Genomic DNA, 21,213 nt, shown 5'->3' with positions numbered 1-21,213 from the left:
GCAATCCTATCCGGTGCTGCATTGGGCCTGCGTACTGCAGCACTTATCGCCCGTGACGACTCAACCATTGCTCAGTCAGCACACGCGCCTTTGCGTCCGCCGTGAACACCGCCTCGAGATCGTTTACCGCAACCACAGGCTCAAGATTCAAGACTTCCTCGATGATACTCGCGATTTCCGGGTAACGAACCCGTCCGTCGAGAAAGGCCGCTACCGCCACTTCGTTTGCTGCATTGAGCATGGCCGGTGCGCTGTTACCGGCTTCTGCCGCCTGACGCGCCAGGCGCAGGCAGGGGAAACGTTCTTCATCGGGGGCCTGGAAGTCCAGGCGTGCGATGGCAAACAGATCCAGCGGCGCAACACCCGAGTCGATTCGCTCCGGCCAGGCCAAGGCATTGGCGATCGGCGTGCGCATGTCCGGGTTACCCAACTGCGCCAATACCGAACCATCGACATAGTCGACCAGCGAATGGATAACGCTTTGGGGATGAATCACCACTTCGACCTGGGATGGCTTGGCATCGAACAGCCAGCAGGCCTCGATCAATTCAAGCCCCTTGTTCATCATGCTGGCCGAATCGACCGAGATCTTGCGCCCCATGGACCAGTTCGGGTGAGCGCACGCCTGATCAGGGGTAACATGCGCCAGCTCAGCCATTGGTGTCTGTCGGAACGGGCCGCCAGAGGCTGTCAGTAAAATCCGACGCACCCCCACTGCACCCAAACCACGGGCGAAATCCTGTGGCATGCACTGGAAAATCGCGTTGTGCTCGCTGTCGATCGGCAACAGCACCGAGCCGCTTTTGCGCACGGCCTGCATGAACAGCGCGCCGGACATCACCAGCGCTTCCTTGTTGGCCAGCAGGATCTTCTTGCCCGCCTCGACCGCCGCCAGGGTCGGGCGCAAGCCCGCCGCACCGACGATGGCCGCCATGACCGCATCGACTTCCGGATCGGCGGCGACCTGACACAGGCCCTCCTCCCCCACCAGAACGCGAGTAGCCAGGCCTGCCGCGCGCAGGTCGTCCTGCAGACCACGGGCCGCCGCGGCTTCCGGCACAACCGCGAATCGCGGCGTATGTTTTACACACAGGGCCAGCAGCTCACTCAGCCGAGTGAAACCACTCAACGCAAATACCTGGTAGCGATCAGGGTGACGAGCGATGACATCCAGGGTGCTCAGGCCAATAGAACCGGTCGCCCCGAGAACGGTAATCTGCTGCGGGCGGCTCACGGCGCCGCCATCCACAACAGCACCGCGAAGACCGGAATCGCGGCCGTCAGGCTGTCGATCCGGTCCAGCACGCCGCCATGGCCCGGCAGCAGATTGCTGCTGTCCTTGATTCCGGCCTGGCGCTTGAACATGCTTTCGGTGAGGTCGCCCACCACCGAAATAAACACGATCAACGCGGCGCCGATCAGGCCTTTAAACAGTTCTGCCACCGTCCAGTCGCGAACCAGGCCGACAACCAGCGTGATGACCAGGCTCAGCGCCAGGCCGCCATAGACGCCCTCCCAGCTCTTGCCGGGGCTGACTTGCGGCGCCAGCTTGCGCTTGCCGAACTTGCGCCCGGAAAAGTAGGCACCGATGTCGGCACCCCAGACCAGCACCATGACGGCCATGATCAGCCAGTTGCCCAGAGGCTCCTGCTTGATCTGGACCAGACCTTGCCAGGCCGGCAGCAGGATCAGCAGACCAATGACCAGTTTGCAGGCGGCGCTGGCCCAGTGTTCGCTGGATCGCGGGTAGGTCAGCACCAGATACGTCGCCACGCCCCACCAGAGCACGGAGGCGCCCAACACCCAAGGCGCGAGCCCGGGAAGGATATGCATGACAAACAGCATCAGCGCGACCACAGCGGCATAGGCAACGCGAATCGGCTGGGCGGTGAAACCGGCCAGGCGAGCCCACTCCCATGCACCCAGGGTCACGACCAGCCCGATGAACAGCGCAAAACCGGAACCTTCGAGCAGGAAAAACCCGCACAGGGCAATCGGCAGCAGGATCAGCGCAGTGATGATTCGTTGTTTAAGCATTAAACCCGGGCTCCAGCCTCGATCTGCTCGCTCGTTTTACCGAAGCGGCGCTGCCGAGAAGCGAAATCGGCCAGCGCGGTGCGCATGGCGTCGTGTTTGAAGTCCGGCCAGAACAGGTCGGAGAAGTACAGCTCGGTGTAAGCCAGCTGCCAGAGCAGGAAATTGCTGATGCGGTGCTCACCGCCGGTACGAATGCACAAGTCCGGCAACGGCAGATCGCCAGTCACCAGACAGGTTTGCAACAGTTCCGGGGTGATGTCTTCCGGGCGCAGATGCCCGGCCTGAACTTCCCGCGCCAGGCGCTGTGCCGCTTGCGCGATATCCCACTGACCGCCGTAGTTGGCGGCAATCTGCAGGATAAAACGATCGGTACCAGCGGTAATCGCCTCGGCTTCGCGCATGGCTGCTTGAAGCTCAGGGTGAAAACGCGAACGGTCGCCAATGATGCGCAGGCTGATCTTGTTCTCGTTGAGACGCTTGGCCTCGCGACGCAATGCCTTGAAGAACAGATCCATCAAGGCACTGACTTCATCGGCCGGACGCTGCCAGTTTTCGCTGGAGAAGGCGAACAGGGTCAGCACCTCGACCTTGGCCTCGGCGCACACCTCGATGACCGCGCGAACCGCATCCACACCCGCTTTATGCCCGGCGACACCCGGCATAAAGCGTTTTTTCGCCCAGCGATTGTTACCATCCATGATGATCGCGACATGGCGCGGCACCGCGGACGGCGCAGTCTGCTTGGTCTTATCCATGAAAACGCGACCCTTATACGGCCATCAGGTCCGCTTCTTTCTGCTTGGTGGCCGTGTCGATGTCAGCCTCAGCCTTGTCAGTCAGTTTCTGGATATCGGCAGCAGCACGACGCTCTTCGTCTTCGCTGATTTCCTTGTCCTTGACCAGTTTCTTGAGGTCACCCAGGGCATCGCGACGAATGTTGCGCACGGCAACACGAGCATCTTCAGCGGCGCTACGCGCCTGCTTGGTGAAGCCCTTGCGGGTTTCTTCAGTCAGGGCAGGCATGGAGATCAGCAGCAACTCGCCCAGGTTGGTCGGGTTGAGGTTCAGGCCAGCACTCTGGATCGCCTTGTCGACAGCCCCAAGCATGTTGCGCTCAAACGCCACGACTTGCAGGGTCCGGGAATCCTTCACAGTCACGTTGGCAACGCCGCTCAATGGGGTGTCAGCGCCGTAGTAAGGAACCATTACGCTACCGAGGATGCTCGGGTGCGCCTTGCCGGTACGAATCTGACCAAACGCATGGGCCAGAGACTCCAGGGATTTCTGCATACGCTCTTGAGCGTCTTTCTTGATTTCGTTGATCATTGTTGGCCTTCCTCGATCAGGGTCCCTTCAGCACCGCCATGCACGATGTTCAGCAGGGCGCCGGGCTTGTTCATGTTAAATACGCGCAAAGGCATCTTGTGGTCGCGGCACAGGCAAATGGCCGTCAGATCCATCACACCCAGCTTGCGATCCAGCACTTCATCGTAAGTCAGATGATCGAACTTCTCGGCATGCGGGTCTTTGAATGGGTCAGCGGTGTAGACGCCATCGACCTTGGTCGCCTTCAGCACGACATCGGCATCGATTTCGATTGCACGCAGGCAGGCTGCCGAATCCGTGGTGAAAAACGGATTGCCAGTACCGGCCGCGAAAATCACGACTTCCTTGGCGTTCAGGTGGCGCATGGCTTTGCGGCGATCGTAGTGATCAGTCACGCCAACCATGGAAATCGCCGACATCACGATGGCCGAGATATTGGCACGTTCCAGCGCATCGCGCATGGCCAGGGCGTTCATCACAGTGGCCAGCATGCCCATGTGGTCACCGGTGACCCGATCCATGCCGGCCGCGCTCAGCGCTGCACCACGGAACAGGTTGCCGCCGCCAATCACCAGACCGACCTGCACACCGATGCCGACCAATTGGCCCACTTCCAGTGCCATGCGATCCAGAACTTTCGGGTCGATCCCGAACTCTTCCGAGCCCATCAGGGCCTCGCCGCTAAGCTTGAGTAGAATGCGTTTATAGCGAGCCTGATAACCACTGCCCTGCTGAGCCATTGCGAATCTCTCCTGCGGCGTATTTTAAAAAATTCTTTGCGAGCTGTTTACAGCTGGCGTTCACTCTAGCTTGGCGCTGCTTCAGCGCCATCGGAACATGGCTTTGTAAGCCAGTTCCAAAGGGAAACCAATTAAAAATTGATACCCCATCTGAAAAGAGGCTGCGCGCGTAAGCGGGCAGCCTCTTCAGGGCGACAGTTAAAAAAACCGTCTTATTGCTTGGCGGCAGCCAGCTGGGCAGCAACTTCTTCAGCGAAGTTGTCGACCGGCTTCTCGATGCCATCACCTACTTTGAAGTAGGTGAAGGAAACGATTTCAGCACCGGCTTTCTTGGCCAGTTCGCCAACCTTGATTTCAGGGTTCTTGACGAACGCCTGCTCAACCAGGCTCGCTTCAGCCAGGAACTTGCTGATACGGCCTTTGACCATGTTTTCAACAATGTTTTCTGGCTTGCCGGCGATCTTGTCAGCGTTCAGGGTCAGGAACACGCCTTTCTCGCGCTCGACCGCTTCAGCGGAAACTTCCGATGGCAGCAGGAATTCAGGGTTGGTCGCCGCTACGTGCATGGCGATGTCTTTGGCCAGTTCGACGCTGCCGCCTTTAAGGGCAACCACAACACCGATCTTGTTGCCGTGCAGGTAACCACCAACAACATCACCTTCAACGCGAGCCAGGCGACGGATGTTGACGTTTTCGCCAACCTTGCCGACCAGAACCAGGCGATCGGCTTCTTGAGCGGCGATCAGCGGAGCAACTTCAGTCAGTTTGTCAGCGAACGCTTTTTCAACGCTCGAAGCAACGAATGCCTTGAAGTCATCCTGCAAAGCCAGGAAGTCGGTCTGCGAGTTCACTTCCAGCAGAACGGCGGATTTACCGTCTTCTTTCAGAGCGATTGCGCCTTCAGCAGCCACGTTGCCTGCTTTCTTGGCAGCCTTGATAGCGCCGGAAGCACGCATGTCATCAATGGCTTTTTCGATGTCGCCGCCGGCCTTGGTCAAGGCCTTTTTGCAATCCATCATGCCTTCGCCAGTACGCTCACGCAGTTCTTTGACCAACGCTGCAGTAATCTCTGCCATTTCAAAAATCCTCTTGGATAGGTTATCAACCATTCCACCCGATCTAACGGGCGTTCAATTCTTCCCGAAACACCTTTGTAAGTCGCTGCACGTTACAGAAGCTGTAGCTGCGCTACCGACAAACGGTTTTCGAGGTGGCAAAAAGGGGGCCAAGCCCCCTTTTTGCTTACTGAGTCAACGCCAAGGCGTCAATTACTCAGCTGCTGCTACCGGAGCTTCTTCAACGAACTGCTCGGCGCCGCCAGCAACGTGGTTGCGACCGCGGATTACAGCGTCAGCCATCGAACCCATGTACAGCTGGATAGCGCGGATTGCGTCATCGTTGCCTGGGATGATGTAGTCAACGCCTTCCGGGCTGCTGTTGGTATCGACTACGCCGATAACCGGGATGCCCAGCTTGTTGGCTTCGGTGATCGCGATGCGCTCGTGATCAACGTCGATAACGAACAGTGCGTCTGGCAGACCGCCCATGTCCTTGATACCACCCAGGGAACGATCGAGCTTCTCAAGATCGCGAGTGCGCATCAGCGCTTCTTTCTTGGTCAGCTTGGCGAAAGTACCGTCTTCAGCTTGGATTTCAAGGTCACGCAGACGCTTGATGGAAGCACGGATGGTTTTGAAGTTGGTCAGCATGCCGCCCAACCAGCGGTGATCGACGTACGGCGAACCGCAACGTGCTGCTTCTTCAGCAACGATCTTGCCAGCGGAACGCTTGGTGCCGACGAACAGAATCTTGTTTTTGCCCTGGGCCAGGCGCTCTACGAAAGTCAGAGCTTCGTTGAACATTGGCAGGGTTTTTTCAAGGTTGATGATGTGGATCTTGTTACGCGCGCCGAAAATGTATTTACCCATTTTCGGGTTCCAGTAACGGGTTTGGTGACCGAAGTGCACACCGGCCTTCAGCATATCGCGCATGTTGACTTGGGACATGATAGTTCCTTAATAAGTCGGGTTTGGCCTCCACGTATCCCAATGACCAACCAGCAGCATCAGCTGAAGGCACCCAGGTCATCGTGTCGACACGTGTGTGGATTTAAGCCTCTCGGGGTATCCCCGGAAAGCGGCGCATTTTATATCACAGGGCTGCAAAAAACGGAACCCGGATTCTCAATTCCTGGCGCGCGCCTTCATCTGCGCCCTTGGAATCGCTCAAGAATGCGCCTATCTATAGAGAGAAGCGACGCACAGAGGCTCAGATTTGCGCCGAGCGTCTGTTAGAATCGCGTTTTTCAGGGCCGCGACGATTGATCGCGCAACGCCCATTTCGAATTAGTAAGCGCCGTTGAGCGCAGAGAGAGCCTGTATGACCGTCACCCTCAAAACCCCCGAGGACATCGCAAAAATGCGGATCGCCGGCAAACTGGCCGCCGATGTGCTGGAAATGATTGCCGAACATGTCAAACCGGGCGTCACCACCGAAGAGCTGGACCGCATCTGCCACGACTACATCGTCAACGAGCAGCACGCCATCCCTGCCCCGCTCAATTACAAAGGCTTCCCGAAGTCGATCTGCACCTCGATCAACCATGTGGTCTGCCACGGCATCCCGAACGAGAAGCCGCTCAAGGATGGCGACACCGTGAACATCGATGTGACCGTCATCAAGGACGGCTACCACGGTGACACCAGCCGCATGTTCCACGTCGGCACCGTGCCGGTCTGGGCCGAGCGCCTGTCGCAGATCACCCAGGAATGCATGTACAAGGCCATCGAAATCGTCAAACCCGGCTGCCGCCTCGGCGACATCGGTGAAGTGATCCAGAAGCACGCCGAAAAGAACGGTTTCTCGGTGGTTCGCGAGTTCTGCGGCCACGGTATCGGCAAGGTCTTCCACGAAGAGCCGCAGATCCTGCACTACGGCCGCGCCGGCACCGGCATGGAGCTCAAGGCGGGCATGACCTTCACCATCGAGCCGATGATCAACCAGGGCAAGGCCGACACCAAGGTACTGGGCGACGGCTGGACCGCGATCACCAAGGACCGCAAGCTGTCCGCCCAGTGGGAACACACCCTGCTGGTGACCGACACCGGTTACGAGATCTTCACCCTGCGCGCCGATGACACCATCCCGCGCGTCTCGGCCTGATCGACCCGTTCTGCCCCTAGCCTTATAGAAAGGAAAGTCAATCGATGCCGCAGGTGGACCCCGAACTCTTCGACCGTGGCCAGTTCCAGGCTGAACTGGCCCTGAAGGCCAGCCCGATCGCGGCCTTCAAGAAGGCAATTCGCCAGGCCCGCGAGGTGCTCGACGGGCGCTTTCGCAGTGGCCGCGACATTCGCCGACTGATCGAGGATCGTGCCTGGTTCGTCGATAACATCCTGCAAAAGGCCTGGGAACAGTTCAACTGGAGCGAAGACGCCGACATCGCGCTGGTCGCGGTCGGCGGCTACGGTCGCGGCGAGTTGCACCCCTACTCCGACATCGATTTGCTGATCCTGCTGGACAGCGCCGACCACGAAGTTTTCCGCGATTCCATCGAGCGTTTTCTGACGTTGTTGTGGGACATCGGCCTGGAAGTCGGTCAGAGCGTTCGCTCGGTGGACGAGTGCGCCGTCGAGGCCCGCGCCGACCTGACGGTGATCACCAACCTGATGGAAAGCCGCACCATCGCCGGCCCCGAGCGCCTGCGCCAGCGCATGCTGGACGTCACCAGCACCGCGCACATGTGGCCGAGCAAGGACTTCTTCCTGGCCAAACGCGCCGAGCAGAAGGCCCGCCACCACAAGTACAACGACACCGAATACAACCTGGAACCCAACGTCAAAGGCTCGCCCGGCGGCCTGCGGGATATCCAGACGATTCTCTGGGTCGCCCGCCGCGAATACGGCACCCTTAACCTGCGGGCCCTGGCCGGCGAAGGGTTTCTGGTCGAGAGCGAAAACGCCCTGCTGGCCTCGTCCCAGGAATTCCTGTGGAAGGTCCGCTACGCCCTGCACATGCTCGCCGGGCGTTCCGAGGACCGCTTGCTGTTCGACCACCAGCGCTCCATCGCCGGGCTGCTGGGTTTTGAAGGCGATGACGCCAAGCAAGCCATCGAAAACTTCATGCAACAGTATTACCGCGTGGTCATGAGCATCGCCCAGCTCAGCGACTTGATCATCCAGCACTTCGAGGAAGTCATCCTCGCGCCGGAAGACGAAGCACCGCCGCAGCCGATCAATTCGCGGTTCCAGCTGCATGATGGCTACATCGAGGCACGTAACAACAACGTGTTCCGCCGCACGCCGTTCGCCATGCTGGAAATCTTCGTGCTGATGGCCCAGCAGCCGGAAATCAAAGGCGTTCGCGCCGATACCATCCGCCTGCTGCGGGAAAACCGTCACCTGATCGACGACGATTTCCGCAACGATATTCGCAACACCAGCCTGTTTATCGAACTGTTCAAGTGCAAGATCGGCATCCACCGTAACCTGCGGCGGATGAACCGTTACGGCATCCTCGGGCGCTACCTGCCGGAGTTCGGTTTTATCGTCGGGCAGATGCAGCACGACCTGTTTCACATCTATACGGTCGACGCCCACACCCTGAACCTGATCAAGCACCTGCGTAAGTTGCAGTACACCCAGGTGTCGGAAAAATTCCCGCTAGCCAGCAAGCTCATGGGCAAGTTGCCCAAGCCCGAGCTGATCTACCTGGCCGGCCTGTACCACGACATCGGCAAGGGCCGGCACGGTGACCATTCGGACATCGGCGCGGTGGATGCCGAAGCCTTTTGCCAACGCCATCAATTGCCTGTGTGGGACAGCCGGCTGATCGTCTGGCTGGTGCAAAACCACCTGGTGATGTCGACCACCGCCCAGCGCAAGGACTTGTCCGACCCGCAGGTGATCCACGATTTCGCGCAGATCGTCGGCGATGAAACCCATCTCGATTATCTGTACGTGCTGACCGTCGCCGACATCAACGCCACCAACCCGACGCTATGGAATTCCTGGCGCGCCAGCCTGTTGCGCCAGCTCTACACCGAGACCAAGCGCGCGTTGCGCCGTGGCCTGGAAAACCCGGTGGACCGCGAAGAGCAGATCCGCCAGACCCAGAGCGCGGCCCTGGACATTCTGGTGCGCGGCGGCACCGACCCGGACGATGTCGAGCAGTTGTGGGCGCAACTGGGCGATGACTATTTCCTGCGCCACACCGCCGGTGACGTAGCCTGGCACAGTGACGCGATCCTCCAGCAGCCGGCCGATGGCGGGCCGCTGGTGCTGATCAAGGAAACCACCCAGCGCGAATTCGAGGGCGGCACGCAGATCTTCATCTACGCGCCGGACCAGCACGACTTCTTCGCCGTGACCGTGGCCGCGATGGATCAGCTCAACCTGAACATTCACGACGCCCGGGTCATCACCTCCAGCAGCCAGTTCACCCTCGACACCTACATCGTGCTCGACACCGACGGCGACTCGATTGGCGACAACCCGGCGCGGGTCAAGCAGATCCGCGAAGGCCTGACCGAAGCCCTGCGCAACCCGGACGACTACCCGACGATCATCCAGCGCCGGGTACCGCGCCAACTCAAGCACTTCGCGTTTGCGCCCCAGGTGACGATCCACAACGATGCCCAGCGTCCGGTGACCGTACTTGAACTCAGCGCCCCCGACCGCCCGGGCCTACTGGCACGTATCGGCGGGATCTTCCTGGAGTTCGACCTGTCGCTGCAGAACGCCAAGATTGCGACCCTGGGCGAGCGCGTGGAAGACGTGTTCTTCATCACCGACGCGCACAACCAGCCGTTATCCGACCCACTGCTGTGCAGCCGTTTGCAGGATGCGATCGTTGAACAGTTGAGTGTCAGCCAGGAACCGGATATCAAACTGTCGCGTATCAGTATCTGAACCAACACATTTCCCCTGTGGGAGCGGGCTTGCTCGCGAAAGCGGTGGGTCAGTCGACATTCAATGTGTCTGACACACCGCTTTCGCGAGCAAGCCCGCTCCCACATTAGAAGAGGCCCCCGATGAACAACGCTCTGACCCAGTTGCAGCCCTACCCGTTCGAGAAGCTCCGCGCCCTGCTCGGCAGCGTCACGCCAAACCCGGACAAACGCGCCATCGCCTTGTCCATCGGTGAGCCGAAACACCGCTCGCCGAGTTTTGTCGCCGAGGCCCTGGCCAGCAATCTGGATCAGATGGCCGTGTACCCGACCACCCTCGGCATCCCGGCCTTGCGTGAAGCCATCGCGGCCTGGTGCGAACGTCGTTTCAACGTTCCGAGCGGTTGGCTCGATCCGGCGCGTAATGTGTTGCCGGTCAACGGCACCCGTGAAGCGCTGTTCGCCTTCACGCAAACCGTGGTCAACCGTGGCGAAGACGCCTTGGTCGTCAGCCCGAACCCGTTCTATCAAATCTATGAAGGCGCCGCGTTCCTCGCCGGGGCCAAGCCGCATTACCTGCCCTGCCTGGATGAAAACGGCTTCAACCCGGATTTTGACGCGGTGACACCGGACATCTGGAAGCGCTGCCAGATCCTGTTCCTGTGCTCGCCGGGCAACCCAACCGGGGCGCTGATCCCGGTTAAAACCCTGAAAAAGCTGATCGCCCTGGCCGACGAATACGATTTCGTCATCGCCGCCGACGAGTGCTACAGCGAACTGTATTTCGACGAACAAACCCCGCCGGCCGGCCTGCTCAGCGCCTGCGTGGAACTGGGCCGCAAGGATTTCAAACGCTGCGTGGTGTTCCACAGCCTGTCCAAGCGTTCCAACCTGCCGGGCCTGCGTTCGGGCTTTGTGGCCGGCGATGCCGAGATCCTCAAAGGCTTCCTGCTGTATCGCACCTACCACGGCTGCGCGATGCCGGTTCAGACCCAATTGGCCAGCGTGGCCGCGTGGAATGACGAAGTGCACGTGCGCGCCAACCGGGCGCTGTATCGCGAAAAGTACGACGCAGTGCTGGAAATCCTCAGCCCGGTGATGGACGTGCAGCGTCCGGACGGCGGTTTCTATCTGTGGCCGAACGTTGAAGGCGACGACGAGGCGTTCTGCCGGGATCTGTTCGTGCAAGAACATGTGACGGTCGTGCCGGGTTCTTACCTGTCCCGCGACGTGGATGGTTTCAATCCAGGTGCCGGGCGAATCCGCATGGCTCTGGTTGCGCCACTGGCCGAATGTGTTGAAGCGGCAGAACGGATTCGCGCGTTTATTACCAACAAGTCATAAGTCGAAATTAATCGATAGTCCGCACGGTGCAATGCCGTGCGGACTTAAAAGATGCCAAGCAACAACCTTACTTATATTCAAACTTAACAACTCGCCTTATCCCTCTTAGTCTTTCGTCTCGCGCTAATGCCAGAAATGATTCAGGCATTTTTTATGCACAAGGAAGTCGACAATGAACAATCCCCCTCACAACTTTGCGCCCTGCCTGATTAAAGAGGCTGGCGACATGAATGCTTCTTATGAAGTGGCCGTTACCGAAAACCCGGCTAATCGCGGCCCTTCCGCATCAGGCCGCCGCAAGCGCGCCGCCATCAAGCACACACACTTCTGGGCCCCCGGCCGCACACTGCGTATTGCCTTTCTGGACGGCGACCAAGCGTTCAAGGACGCCACCAAAGCCGCCGCTAATAACTGGTTGCCACACATCAACCTCAAGTTCGAATTCGTCGACGGTACAGAGGGTAATATCCGCATCAGCCGCACACCCGGTACTTACTGGTCAATGGTCGGCACCGATGCTTTGCTGCGCGAAGAAGGTCCGACCATGGGTCTGTCGCCGGACATGCGCATGCCGGCGTTTTTCGCCGCCAATGTCATGCATGAGTTTGGCCATGTATTGGGCGCCCAACATGAACACCAGCATCCCGAAGCGGACATTCCCTGGAACAAGCCAGCGGTTTATGAAGCACATGGCGTGAATATCGAGGAAGCGGACGAAAACGATGATTACCTGCGCGACTTCGTTGATAAACGGTATTTCAATCGCCTGGACGCCAGCGAAGTCAGTTACTCGCCCTATGACCGGCACTCCATCATGCACTATGCCGTCCGGCAGGAATGGACCCACGGCGACTTCAAGATCGATCTGAATCTGGTGCTCAGCGAAAAGGACAAAGCGTTCATGGCCAAGGCCTACCCTTATCCCGCCGAGTAAGTTAAGCCCGGCATCAAATGAGTCTTTATTTAACCTGCCCCAGATTGGCCTCACTCAAGTCCAGTTCACCCAACACTTCGCGCAATACGTCATCACCAATCTGGTGATGACGGCTCAAGCTATACAACTCCAGGCGCTGCGCCCGCAGTGCCTTCAAGCGTAAACGCCGCTCCAGCAAGTCCATCTGGAACGCCAGGGCCTGGGCTTCGGCGGAGTCATTGAACACCTCCAACTGATGGCGGTACTCGGACATGATCCGCGCCTTGAGTTCGGCCGCCAGCGCCGCTTCGGCGGCATCCGCAGGTTTGGCCTCCTCGACTTCCAGCGCATGGATCGCCGCTTCAGCGGTTTTGCGCCAGGCCTCGCGCACTTCATTGCGGCGTTTGTCGTCGGGGCTTTTCTCGATACCGCGCAGTAGCAGCGGCAAGGCGATGCACGCGGCGATCAGCGACAGCAGAATCACCCCGGCCGCGATAAAAATCAGCAGGTCGCGCTCGGGGAAGGCATCCGCGCCCATCAACATCGGCACGGACAGCACGCCCGCCAGGGTCACCGCCCCGCGAACGCCACCGACGGTCAGCAACCAGCAGGATCGCGCCGTGGGCACCAGCGTCAGCTCGCCTCTGCCACGCCAGCGCCGCATCAGCCCCGACACCCGCCACGTGCTTTGCACCCAGACAAACCGCAACACCAGCAGCACCAGGAAAATCGCCACCACGTCCAGGCAACGATAGAGCAGCGTCGGCCACAACGAGGTTTCATGGCTGGCCACGGCTTTGATGATGTCCGGCAACTGCAAGCCCAGCAGCAGGAAGATCAAACCGTTGAAGGCGAACTCCAGCAAGGACCAGACGCTGCGATTGAGCAACCGGGTGCTGGTCTGGCGCGGCAACAGGTCGAGCCAGCTCTGCATCATCCCCGCCGCCACCGCCGAAAGAATCCCGGAAGCACCCAAGCGTTCGGCCAATACATACGCGGCGAACGGCAACAGCAACATGAACACCACATGGGTGGCCGGATCATCCCAGCCGCGAGCGATCATCCACGAGCGCAAACGCCCGACCAGCCAGCTCAACGCCACCCCCGTGGCCAGACCACCGACCGCCACCAGCACGAACGTCAGGCTCGCGCTGGCCAGGGAGAACACACCGGTCACCGCCGCCGCCAGGGCAAACTTGAAGGTCACCAGGCCCGAGGCGTCGTTCATCAGCGCCTCGCCCTGCAGCATATGCATCAACGGTGTCGGCAAGCGGTTCTGGGAAATCGCCGAGACCGCCACGGCATCGGTCGGTGAAAGCACCGCCGCCAAGGCAAACGCCACCGTCAGCGGAATGCTCGGGATCAACCAATGAATGAAATACCCGGCGCCGACCACCGTGAACAGCACCAGGCCCACCGCCAAGGTCAGGATCGGCCCGCGCAGGCGCCATAACTCACGCTTGGGCATGCGCCAGCCGTCGGAGAACAGCAACGGTGGCAAGAACAGAAACAGGAACAATTCCGGGTCCAGCGCCACATGCAGCCCCAGCGTCGGCCAGGCCAGCAAAGCGCCCGCGCCGATTTGCACCAAGGGCAACGGCAGCGGAATCACCCGCCCGATCAGGCGTGAAACACTGACCAGCATCAGCATGATCAGGACGGTGTAGGCGGTTTGCATTACGCGTTTTTCCCAGGCCATCGACAGCATTGAAGTGCCATATTAGCCGCATAGACTGATTGCAGGCCGTTGCACCAATGTCGCATCGCCCGCAAACACCGCAAATCCTGTAGGAGCAAAGCTTGCTCGCGATAGCGGTGTGTCAGTCGCCATCAATACCGCCTGACACTCCGTCATCGCGAGCAAGCTTTGCTCCTACGGGTTTTGCGCTTTCACCGCAAGGCCATGGCATAATCCGGGACCTTTTTTTCCAGCACCTGTAAAGGGGGCAATTCCTTGACCGTTTCAAGCAAAACGTTGCACCTTTTCGGCATCAAAGCCTGCGACACCATGAAAAAGGCGCGCACCTGGCTCGATGAACACGCTGTCAGCTACGATTTCCATGATTACAAAACGGCCGGAATCGACCGTGAACACCTGACCCAATGGTGCGACGAGCACGGCTGGCAAGTGGTGTTGAACCGGGCAGGCACGACCTTTCGCAAACTCGACGACGAACGCAAAGCCGATCTCGACCAAGCCAAAGCTATCGAACTGATGCTCGCACAACCCTCGATGATCAAGCGCCCGGTGCTCGATCTCGGTGACCGAACCCTGATTGGCTTCAAGCCAGATATCTACGCGGCCGCACTCAAGTAAGGCAGCCCGTTCCTTTTGTTAGAGGTATCAACATGTCCAATTCCCTGTTCAGCCTGGCCTTCGGTGTCGGCACTCAAAATCGTCAAGGCACCTGGCTGGAAGTGTTTTACGCACAGCCATTGCTCAACCCTTCGCCCGAACTGGTCGCTGCCATTGCGCCGATCCTCGGTTACACCGAAGGCAACCAGGCCATTACTTTCACCACCGCCCAGGCAGCGCAACTGGCTGAAGCCGTTAAAGGCATCGACGCCGTTCAAGGCAAACTGCTGACCCGTCTGGCCGAAAGCCACAAGCCGCTGGTTGCGACCCTCCTGGCTGAAGACGCTCAACTGACCTCCACGCCTGAGGCTTACCTCAAGCTGCACCTGCTGTCCCACCGTCTGGTCAAGCCCCATGGTCTGAACCTGGCCGGCGTGTTCCCGCTGCTGCCGAACGTCGCGTGGACCAGCCAGGGCGCCATCGATCTGGCCGAACTGGCCGAACATCAACTCGAAGCCCGCCTGCGCGGCGAGCTGCTGGAAGTATTCTCGGTGGACAAGTTCCCGAAAATGACCGACTACGTGGTTCCGGCCGGTGTGCGTATCGCTGACGCCGCGCGTATCCGCCTGGGCGCCTATGTGGGCGAAGGCACCACCGTGATGCACGAAGGTTTCGTCAACTTCAACGCCGGCACCGAAGGCCCGGGCATGATCGAAGGTCGCGTCTCGGCGGGCGTGTTCGTCGGCAAAGGTTCGGACCTGGGCGGCGGTTGCTCGACCATGGGCACCCTGTCGGGCGGCGGCAACATCGTGATCAAGGTCGGCGAAGGCTGCCTGATCGGCGCGAACGCCGGTATCGGCATCCCGTTGGGCGACCGCAACACCGTGGAGTCGGGCCTGTACGTGACCGCTGGCACCAAAGTGGCACTGCTGGACGAGCACAACAAACTGGTCAAAGTCGTGAAGGCCCGTGAACTGGCCGGTCAACCCGACCTGCTGTTCCGCCGTAATTCGGAGACCGGTGCCGTGGAATGCAAAACCCACAAATCGGCCATCGAACTGAACGAAGCGCTGCACGCTCACAACTAAACAGCGCGCAAAACGATCACCTGCACCTTGCCCTTGTAGGAGCAAGGCTTGCCCGCGATGGCGTCATCACTGACGCCAAAAGCTTCGCGAGCAAGCTTTGCTCCTACTAGAGCAAGGTCAAGATCACGATCACGGTCGAGATCAAGGTCAGGCGTTCCCCGCCCATGTTCACCAGGGCTCAATAGCATGATGATTCCCTCTCCTTGGCGCGCCGATTTTCCGGCCATCGCCGCCCTGCAACGGCAAGACCAGACCTATCTGGACAACGCCGCCACCACGCAAAAACCTCAAGCCCTGCTGGATGCCCTGACGCATTACTACGCCAACGGCGCGGCCAACGTGCATAGGGCGCAACACTTGCCCGGCGCCCACGCCACCCAGGCGTTCGAGGACAGCCGCAGCAAAGTCGCCCAGTGGCTGAATGCTGGCGATGGCGGGCAGATCGTTTTTACCCACGGCGCGACCTCCGCGCTGAACCTCCTGGCCTATGGCCTGGAACACTTATTCAATCCGGGCGATGAAATTGTCATCAGCGCCCTGGAGCATCACGCCAACCTGCTGCCCTGGCAGCAACTGGCCCTGCGCCGCGACCTGAAACTGGTGATTTTGCCGCTGGACAGCGACGGCGTGATCGACCTGAACGCTGCCGCGCTGTTGATCGGCCCACGCACCCGCTTGCTGGCGGTCAGTCAGTTGTCCAACGTGCTCGGCGTCTGGCAGCCGTTGCCCGAATTGCTGGCCCTGGCCCAGGCGTACAACGCCCTGACCGTGGTCGATGGCGCGCAAGGCGTGGTCCATGGCCGCCATGACGTGCAGGCGCTGGGTTGCGACTTCTATGTGTTTTCCAGCCACAAGCTCTACGGCCCCGATGGCCTGGGCGTGCTGTTCGGGCGTAATGCGGCCCTTGAGCAACTGCGCCCGTGGCAATTCGGCGGCGAGATGGTGCTGGACGCCAACTACCACGATGCGCGTTTCCGCCCGGCACCCCTGGGCTTCGAGGCCGGTACGCCGCCGATTGCCAGCGTGATTGGTTTGGGGGCCACCCTGGATTACCTCGCCGGGCTCGATCAGGACGCGGTGTCCGCTCACGAAGCCGCGCTGCATGACTACTTGCTCAAAGGCCTTGAGGCGCGCAACGGCATTCGACTGCTGGGCAAACCGCAATTGGCCTTGGCCAGTTTTGTCGTCGAGGGTGTGCATAACTCGGATCTCGCGCATTTGCTGACTGAGCAGGGGATTGCCGTGCGCGCCGGCCATCACTGCGCCATGCCGTTGCTCAAAAGTTTCGAACTGGCCGGAGCGATTCGGGTGTCGCTGGCGTTGTACAACGATTCCGAGGATCTGGAACGCTTCTTTGAAGCGCTGGATCAGGCGCTGGAGTTGTTGCGATGAGCTTGCCGGCGGATGCAGCTCTGGCGCTAAACGCCTTTGAACAAGCCGGGAGCTGGGAGCAGCGGGCACGATTGCTGATGCAATGGGGTGATCGCCTGCCGGCGTTGAGCGATGTGGATAAGGTTGAAGCCAACCGCGTGCATGGCTGTGAAAGCCAGGTCTGGCTGGTGGGGGCGTTGCAGGATGGACACTGGCAATTCGCCGCGAGCAGCGATGCGCGATTGATTCGCGGGCTGGTGGCGTTGCTGCTGGCGCGGGTTAACGGGTTGTCGGCCGATGAGTTGCAACAGGTGGATTTGCCGGATTGGTTTAATCAGTTGGGGCTGAGCCGGCAGTTGTCGCCTTCGCGCAGTAATGGCCTCAATGCCGTGCTCCAGAGGATGCGGAGCCTGAGCGACGTGTAGGAGCTGCCGAAGGCTGCGATCTATTGATCTTAAAAATCAAAGTCAAAAGATCGCAGCCTTCGGCAGCTCCTACGGGGATTCTGCTTTAGGCCTCAGGCTTGATTCGATCCGCCGGCCGCCGAACCCCAGCCACAATCTTATCCACAGCCTTGGTCGCCGCGACCATGCCGAACGTCGCCGTCACCATCATCACCGCGCCAAACCCGCCGGCGCAGTCGAGCTTCACGCCATCACCGACAAAACTCTTCTGCAAACAAATGCTGCCATCCGGTTTCGGGTAGCGCAGTTGCTCGGTGGAAAACACGCACGGCACGCTGTAATGGCGGGTCACGGTGCGGGAGAAGTTGTAGTCGCGGCGCAGGGTGGAGCGCACTTTCGAGGCCAGCGGATCGTTGAACGTGCGGTTGAGGTCGCAGACCTGGATCAGCGTCGGGTCGATCTGCCCGCCCGCACCGCCGGTGGTGATGATCTGGATCTTGCGGCGTTTGCACCAGGCGATCAGCGCAGCTTTGGCGTTGACGCTGTCGATGCAGTCGATCACGCAGTCGATGTTCGGCGTGATGTACTCGGCCATGGTCTCGCGGGTGACGAAATCCGCCACCGCGTGCACCGTGCAATCCGGGTTGATCCCGCGCAGGCGCTCGGCCATCACTTCGACCTTGGGTTTGCCGACGGTGCTGTCCAGTGCGTGCAACTGACGGTTGGCGTTGCTGACGCAGACGTCGTCCAGGTCGAACAGCGAAATCTCGCCCACGCCACACCGCGCCACCGCTTCCGCCGCCCAGGAACCAACGCCGCCAACGCCGACAATCGCCACATGGGCCGCGCGCAAACGCTCCAGGCCTTCAATGCCATACAACCGAGCGATGCCGGCAAACCGCGGATCTTCTGTACTCATGACCATTACCCCAAAAACCGGCGCGCATTATAGGGCCACAGCGCGAGAACTTTTAACCTTCCAGCTACAAGTGTAAGAACTTATGTGAAACGGCAGTGCCCAACGTCAGGCATTTCCCTGTTCGCTGTACGGTCAGAGAACCGCCAGTGTAGGATGCGCGCCCTGCCCCTCGGCAGCCAGCCGCCAACCGTTCCTTCGTTCCACAGCCTTTGGAACCCGAAAAAGCTATGTCATCGCGTAAATTTGGACTCAACCTGGTCGTGGTGCTCGCCATCGCAGCCTTGTTTACCGGCTTCTGGGCGCTGATTAACCGCCCGGTCTCCGCCCCCAACTGGCCTGAACAGATCTCCGGTTTTTCGTACTCGCCGTTCCAGCAAGGCCAGTACCCACAGAAAGACCAGTACCCGACCGACGATGAAATGCGTCGCGACCTGGAGATCATGAGCAAGCTGACGGACAACATCCGCACCTACTCGGTCGACGGCACGCTGGAGGACATTCCCAAACTGGCGGAAGAGTTCGGCTTGCGCGTAACCCTGGGGATCTGGATCAGCCCGGACCAGGAACGCAACGAACGCGAGATCCTGCGCGCCATCGAACTGGCCAACACTTCCCGCAGCGTGGTACGCGTGGTTGTAGGCAACGAGGCAATCTTCCGTAAGGAAATTACCGCCAAGGACCTGAGCGTCATCCTCGACCGAGTTCGTGCCGCCGTGAAAGTACCGGTGACCACGTCCGAGCAATGGCACGTCTGGGAAGAACACCCGGAACTGGCCAAGCACGTTGACCTGATCGCCGCCCACGTTCTGCCTTATTGGGAATTCATCCCGGTGGACAAGGCCGGCCAGTTCGTCCTCGACCGCGCCCGGGACCTGAAAAAGATGTTCCCGAAAAAACCGCTGCTGCTTTCGGAGGTTGGCTGGCCGAGCAACGGCCGGATGCGTGGCGGCACCGACGCGAGCCCGGCAGATCAAGCGATCTACCTGCGTACATTGGTCAACAAGCTGAACCGCCAGGGCTTCAACTACTTCGTGATCGAAGCGTTTGACCAGCCGTGGAAGGCCAGCGACGAAGGCTCGGTGGGCGCGTATTGGGGCGTGTTCAACGCCGCACGCCAACAGAAATTCAACTTCGAAGGCCCGGTGGTTGCGATCCCGCAATGGCGCGTGCTGGCCATCGGTTCGGCGGTACTGGCCTTGCTGTCGCTGACCTTGCTGATGATCGACGGCTCGGCCCTGCGTCAACGGGGCCGCACCTTCCTGACCTTTATCGCGTTTTTGTGCGGTTCGGTTCTGGTGTGGATCGGTTACGACTACAGCCAGCAATACAGCACCTGGTTCAGCCTGACGGTGGGCTTCTTGCTCGCCCTCGGTGCGCTCGGGGTGTTTATCGTGTTGCTGACCGAGGCGCATGAACTGGCCGAAGCGGTCTGGACCCACAAGCGCCGGCGAGAATTCCTGCCGGTGGTGGGGGATTCGGACTACCGACCAAAAGTCTCGATTCACGTACCGTGCTACAACGAGCCGCCGGAGATGGTCAAACAGACCCTCAACGCCCTGGCCAACCTCGACTATCCGGACTTCGAAGTCCTGATCATCGACAACAACACCAAGGACCCGGCGGTCTGGGAACCGGTGCGCGATTACTGCGCAACCCTCGGCCCGCGCTTCAAGTTCTTCCACGTCGCCCCGTTGGCCGGTTTCAAGGGTGGTGCGCTGAATTACCTGATCCCGCACACCGCCAAGGATGCCGAAGTGATTGCGGTGATCGACTCGGACTACTGCGTCGACCCGAACTGGCTCAAGCACATGGTGCCGCACTTCGCCGATCCGAAAATCGCTGTGGTGCAGTCGCCGCAGGATTATCGCGACCAGAACGAAAGCACCTTCAAGAAGCTCTGCTACGCGGAATACAAAGGCTTCTTCCACATCGGCATGGTCACCCGTAACGACCGTGACGCGATCATCCAGCACGGCACCATGACCATGACCCGCCGTTCGGTGCTCGAGGAACTGGGCTGGGCCGACTGGTGCATCTGTGAAGACGCCGAGTTGGGCCTGCGGGTGTTCGAAAAAGGTTTGTCGGCGGCGTATTACCACACCAGCTACGGCAAGGGCCTGATGCCGGATACCTTTATCGACTTCAAGAAACAGCGTTTCCGCTGGGCCTATGGCGCGATTCAGATCATCAAGCGTCACACCGCCAGTCTGCTGCGCGGCAAGGACACCGAGCTGACCCGTGGCCAGCGTTACCACTTCCTCGCGGGCTGGTTGCCGTGGGTGGCGGACGGCATGAACATCTTCTTCACCGTCGGTGCCCTGTTGTGGTCGGCGGCGATGATCATCGTGCCGCAGCGGGTCGATCCACCGTTGCTGATTTTCGCAATCCCGCCATTGGCGCTGTTCGTGTTCAAGGTCGGCAAGATCATCTTCCTGTACCGCCGTGCGGTCGGGGTCAACCTGAAGGATGCGTTCTGCGCGGCGCTGGCCGGTTTGGCGTTGTCGCACACCATCGCCAAAGCGGTGCTGTACGGCTTCTTCACCAGCAGCATTCCGTTCTTCCGTACGCCGAAAAACGCCGATAACCACGGCTTCTGGGTAGCGATTTCGGAAGCGCGCGAAGAGATGTTCATCATGCTGCTGTTGTGGGGCGCCGCGCTGGGGATCTTCCTGGTGAACGGCTTGCCGAGCAACGACATGCGCTTCTGGGTGATCATGCTGCTGGTGCAGTCGCTGCCGTACCTGGCGGCGCTGATCATGGCGTTCCTGTCTTCGCTGCCGAAACCGGTGGCCGAGCCTGAACCTGCAACGGCGTAATCCGTTACTGGATAACGTCAAACGGCGGCCTTCGGGCCGCCGTTTTGCTTTAGAATGATCGCCCTTTTCCAC

19 protein-coding genes are annotated in these 21,213 nt (G+C 60.0%); 9 read left to right on the top strand and 10 right to left on the bottom strand.

The genetic code is table 11. From position 1 onward, the window contains the following. Positions 1–43: 43 nt before the first annotated feature. From ispC to rpsB, 7 genes are all read right to left on the bottom strand, one after another. Complete coding sequence (ispC, locus tag V5E99_RS08590; RefSeq protein WP_499802066.1) at positions 44–1,234, bottom strand: 1-deoxy-D-xylulose-5-phosphate reductoisomerase; 1,191 nt, start codon at positions 1,232–1,234, stop codon at positions 44–46. After that, positions 1,231–2,037, bottom strand: a complete 807-nt coding sequence (locus V5E99_RS08585) for a phosphatidate cytidylyltransferase (protein WP_499802065.1) — start codon at positions 2,035–2,037, stop codon at positions 1,231–1,233. The genes ispC and V5E99_RS08585 overlap by 4 nt, the downstream gene beginning before the upstream one ends. Continuing rightward, a complete protein-coding gene (gene uppS, locus V5E99_RS08580; RefSeq protein ID WP_499802064.1) occupies positions 2,037–2,792 on the bottom strand; it encodes a polyprenyl diphosphate synthase in 756 nt (251 codons plus the stop codon). The genes V5E99_RS08585 and uppS overlap by 1 nt, the downstream gene beginning before the upstream one ends. Positions 2,793–2,805: 13 nt before the next feature. Beyond that, entirely contained in the window at positions 2,806–3,363 is a 558-nt protein-coding gene (gene frr, locus V5E99_RS08575; protein WP_499802063.1) for a ribosome recycling factor, read from the bottom strand. Next, on the bottom strand, positions 3,360–4,103 hold the full coding sequence (gene pyrH, locus V5E99_RS08570; protein WP_003172271.1) for a UMP kinase: 744 nt from the start codon (positions 4,101–4,103) through the stop codon (positions 3,360–3,362). Before pyrH ends, frr begins: the two co-directional genes overlap by 4 nt. 212 nt (positions 4,104–4,315) lie before the next feature. Further along, complete coding sequence (gene tsf, locus V5E99_RS08565) at positions 4,316–5,179, bottom strand: translation elongation factor Ts (RefSeq protein WP_499802062.1); 864 nt, start codon at positions 5,177–5,179, stop codon at positions 4,316–4,318. A 192-nt stretch (positions 5,180–5,371) separates the two neighbouring features. After that, a complete protein-coding gene (rpsB, locus tag V5E99_RS08560) occupies positions 5,372–6,109 on the bottom strand; it encodes a 30S ribosomal protein S2 (protein WP_499802061.1) in 738 nt (245 codons plus the stop codon). A 373-nt stretch (positions 6,110–6,482) separates the two neighbouring features. Between rpsB and map the strand changes: the two genes are divergently transcribed. From map to V5E99_RS08540, 4 genes are all read left to right on the top strand, one after another. After that, entirely contained in the window at positions 6,483–7,265 is a 783-nt protein-coding gene (map, locus tag V5E99_RS08555) for a type I methionyl aminopeptidase (protein ID WP_499802060.1), read from the top strand. A gap of 44 nt (positions 7,266–7,309) precedes the next feature. After that, the gene (locus V5E99_RS08550) at positions 7,310–10,012 is read left to right on the top strand and encodes a [protein-PII] uridylyltransferase (RefSeq protein WP_499802059.1); all 2,703 of its coding nucleotides are present in this window, start codon (positions 7,310–7,312) and stop codon (positions 10,010–10,012) included. A 122-nt stretch (positions 10,013–10,134) separates the two neighbouring features. Beyond that, the gene (gene dapC, locus V5E99_RS08545; protein WP_499802058.1) at positions 10,135–11,334 is read left to right on the top strand and encodes a succinyldiaminopimelate transaminase; all 1,200 of its coding nucleotides are present in this window, start codon (positions 10,135–10,137) and stop codon (positions 11,332–11,334) included. A 172-nt stretch (positions 11,335–11,506) separates the two neighbouring features. After that, positions 11,507–12,268, top strand: coding sequence for a M12 family metallopeptidase (locus V5E99_RS08540; RefSeq protein ID WP_499802057.1), 762 nt, complete (start codon positions 11,507–11,509; stop codon positions 12,266–12,268). Between the two features lie 25 nt (positions 12,269–12,293). Here the strand turns inward: V5E99_RS08540 and V5E99_RS08535 are convergent, their stop codons facing one another. Beyond that, entirely contained in the window at positions 12,294–13,925 is a 1,632-nt protein-coding gene (locus V5E99_RS08535; protein WP_499802056.1) for a Na+/H+ antiporter, read from the bottom strand. A gap of 276 nt (positions 13,926–14,201) precedes the next feature. On the opposite strand from V5E99_RS08535, the gene V5E99_RS08530 reads away from it, so the two are divergent. Together V5E99_RS08530 and dapD are read left to right on the top strand one after the other, a co-directional pair. Beyond that, positions 14,202–14,564, top strand: a complete 363-nt coding sequence (locus V5E99_RS08530; protein ID WP_010462846.1) for an ArsC family reductase — start codon at positions 14,202–14,204, stop codon at positions 14,562–14,564. A 32-nt stretch (positions 14,565–14,596) separates the two neighbouring features. After that, positions 14,597–15,631 (top strand): 2,3,4,5-tetrahydropyridine-2,6-dicarboxylate N-succinyltransferase, encoded by a 1,035-nt coding sequence (gene dapD / locus V5E99_RS08525; RefSeq protein WP_499802055.1) that lies wholly within the window; start codon positions 14,597–14,599, stop codon positions 15,629–15,631. Here dapD and V5E99_RS08520 read toward each other — a convergent pair. Beyond that, entirely contained in the window at positions 15,628–15,819 is a 192-nt protein-coding gene (locus V5E99_RS08520; RefSeq protein WP_499802054.1) for a hypothetical protein, read from the bottom strand. The genes dapD and V5E99_RS08520 overlap by 4 nt on opposite strands. Between V5E99_RS08520 and V5E99_RS08515 the strand changes: the two genes are divergently transcribed. Next, positions 15,818–17,023, top strand: a complete 1,206-nt coding sequence (locus V5E99_RS08515; protein WP_499802053.1) for an aminotransferase class V-fold PLP-dependent enzyme — start codon at positions 15,818–15,820, stop codon at positions 17,021–17,023. The two genes, V5E99_RS08520 and V5E99_RS08515, sit on opposite strands and share 2 nt — an antisense overlap. Further along, a complete protein-coding gene (locus tag V5E99_RS08510; RefSeq protein WP_499802052.1) occupies positions 17,020–17,427 on the top strand; it encodes a SufE family protein in 408 nt (135 codons plus the stop codon). Before V5E99_RS08515 ends, V5E99_RS08510 begins: the two co-directional genes overlap by 4 nt. Positions 17,428–17,512: 85 nt before the next feature. Here V5E99_RS08510 and tcdA read toward each other — a convergent pair whose 3' ends face one another. Further along, complete coding sequence (tcdA, locus tag V5E99_RS08505) at positions 17,513–18,325, bottom strand: tRNA cyclic N6-threonylcarbamoyladenosine(37) synthase TcdA (RefSeq protein ID WP_161807497.1); 813 nt, start codon at positions 18,323–18,325, stop codon at positions 17,513–17,515. A 227-nt stretch (positions 18,326–18,552) separates the two neighbouring features. Between tcdA and V5E99_RS08500 the strand changes: the two genes are divergently transcribed. Next, positions 18,553–21,141 (top strand): glycosyltransferase, encoded by a 2,589-nt coding sequence (locus V5E99_RS08500; protein WP_499802051.1) that lies wholly within the window; start codon positions 18,553–18,555, stop codon positions 21,139–21,141. Positions 21,142–21,213 lie beyond the last annotated feature (72 nt).

Origin of the sequence: Janthinobacterium sp. LPB2021202312-11-4, from assembly GCF_037049705.1 — a bacterium.
GTDB lineage: Bacteria > Pseudomonadota > Gammaproteobacteria > Pseudomonadales > Pseudomonadaceae > Aquipseudomonas.
The sequence above is the reverse complement of the archived record's forward strand: the minus strand, read 5'-3'. Positions and strand labels throughout refer to the sequence as shown.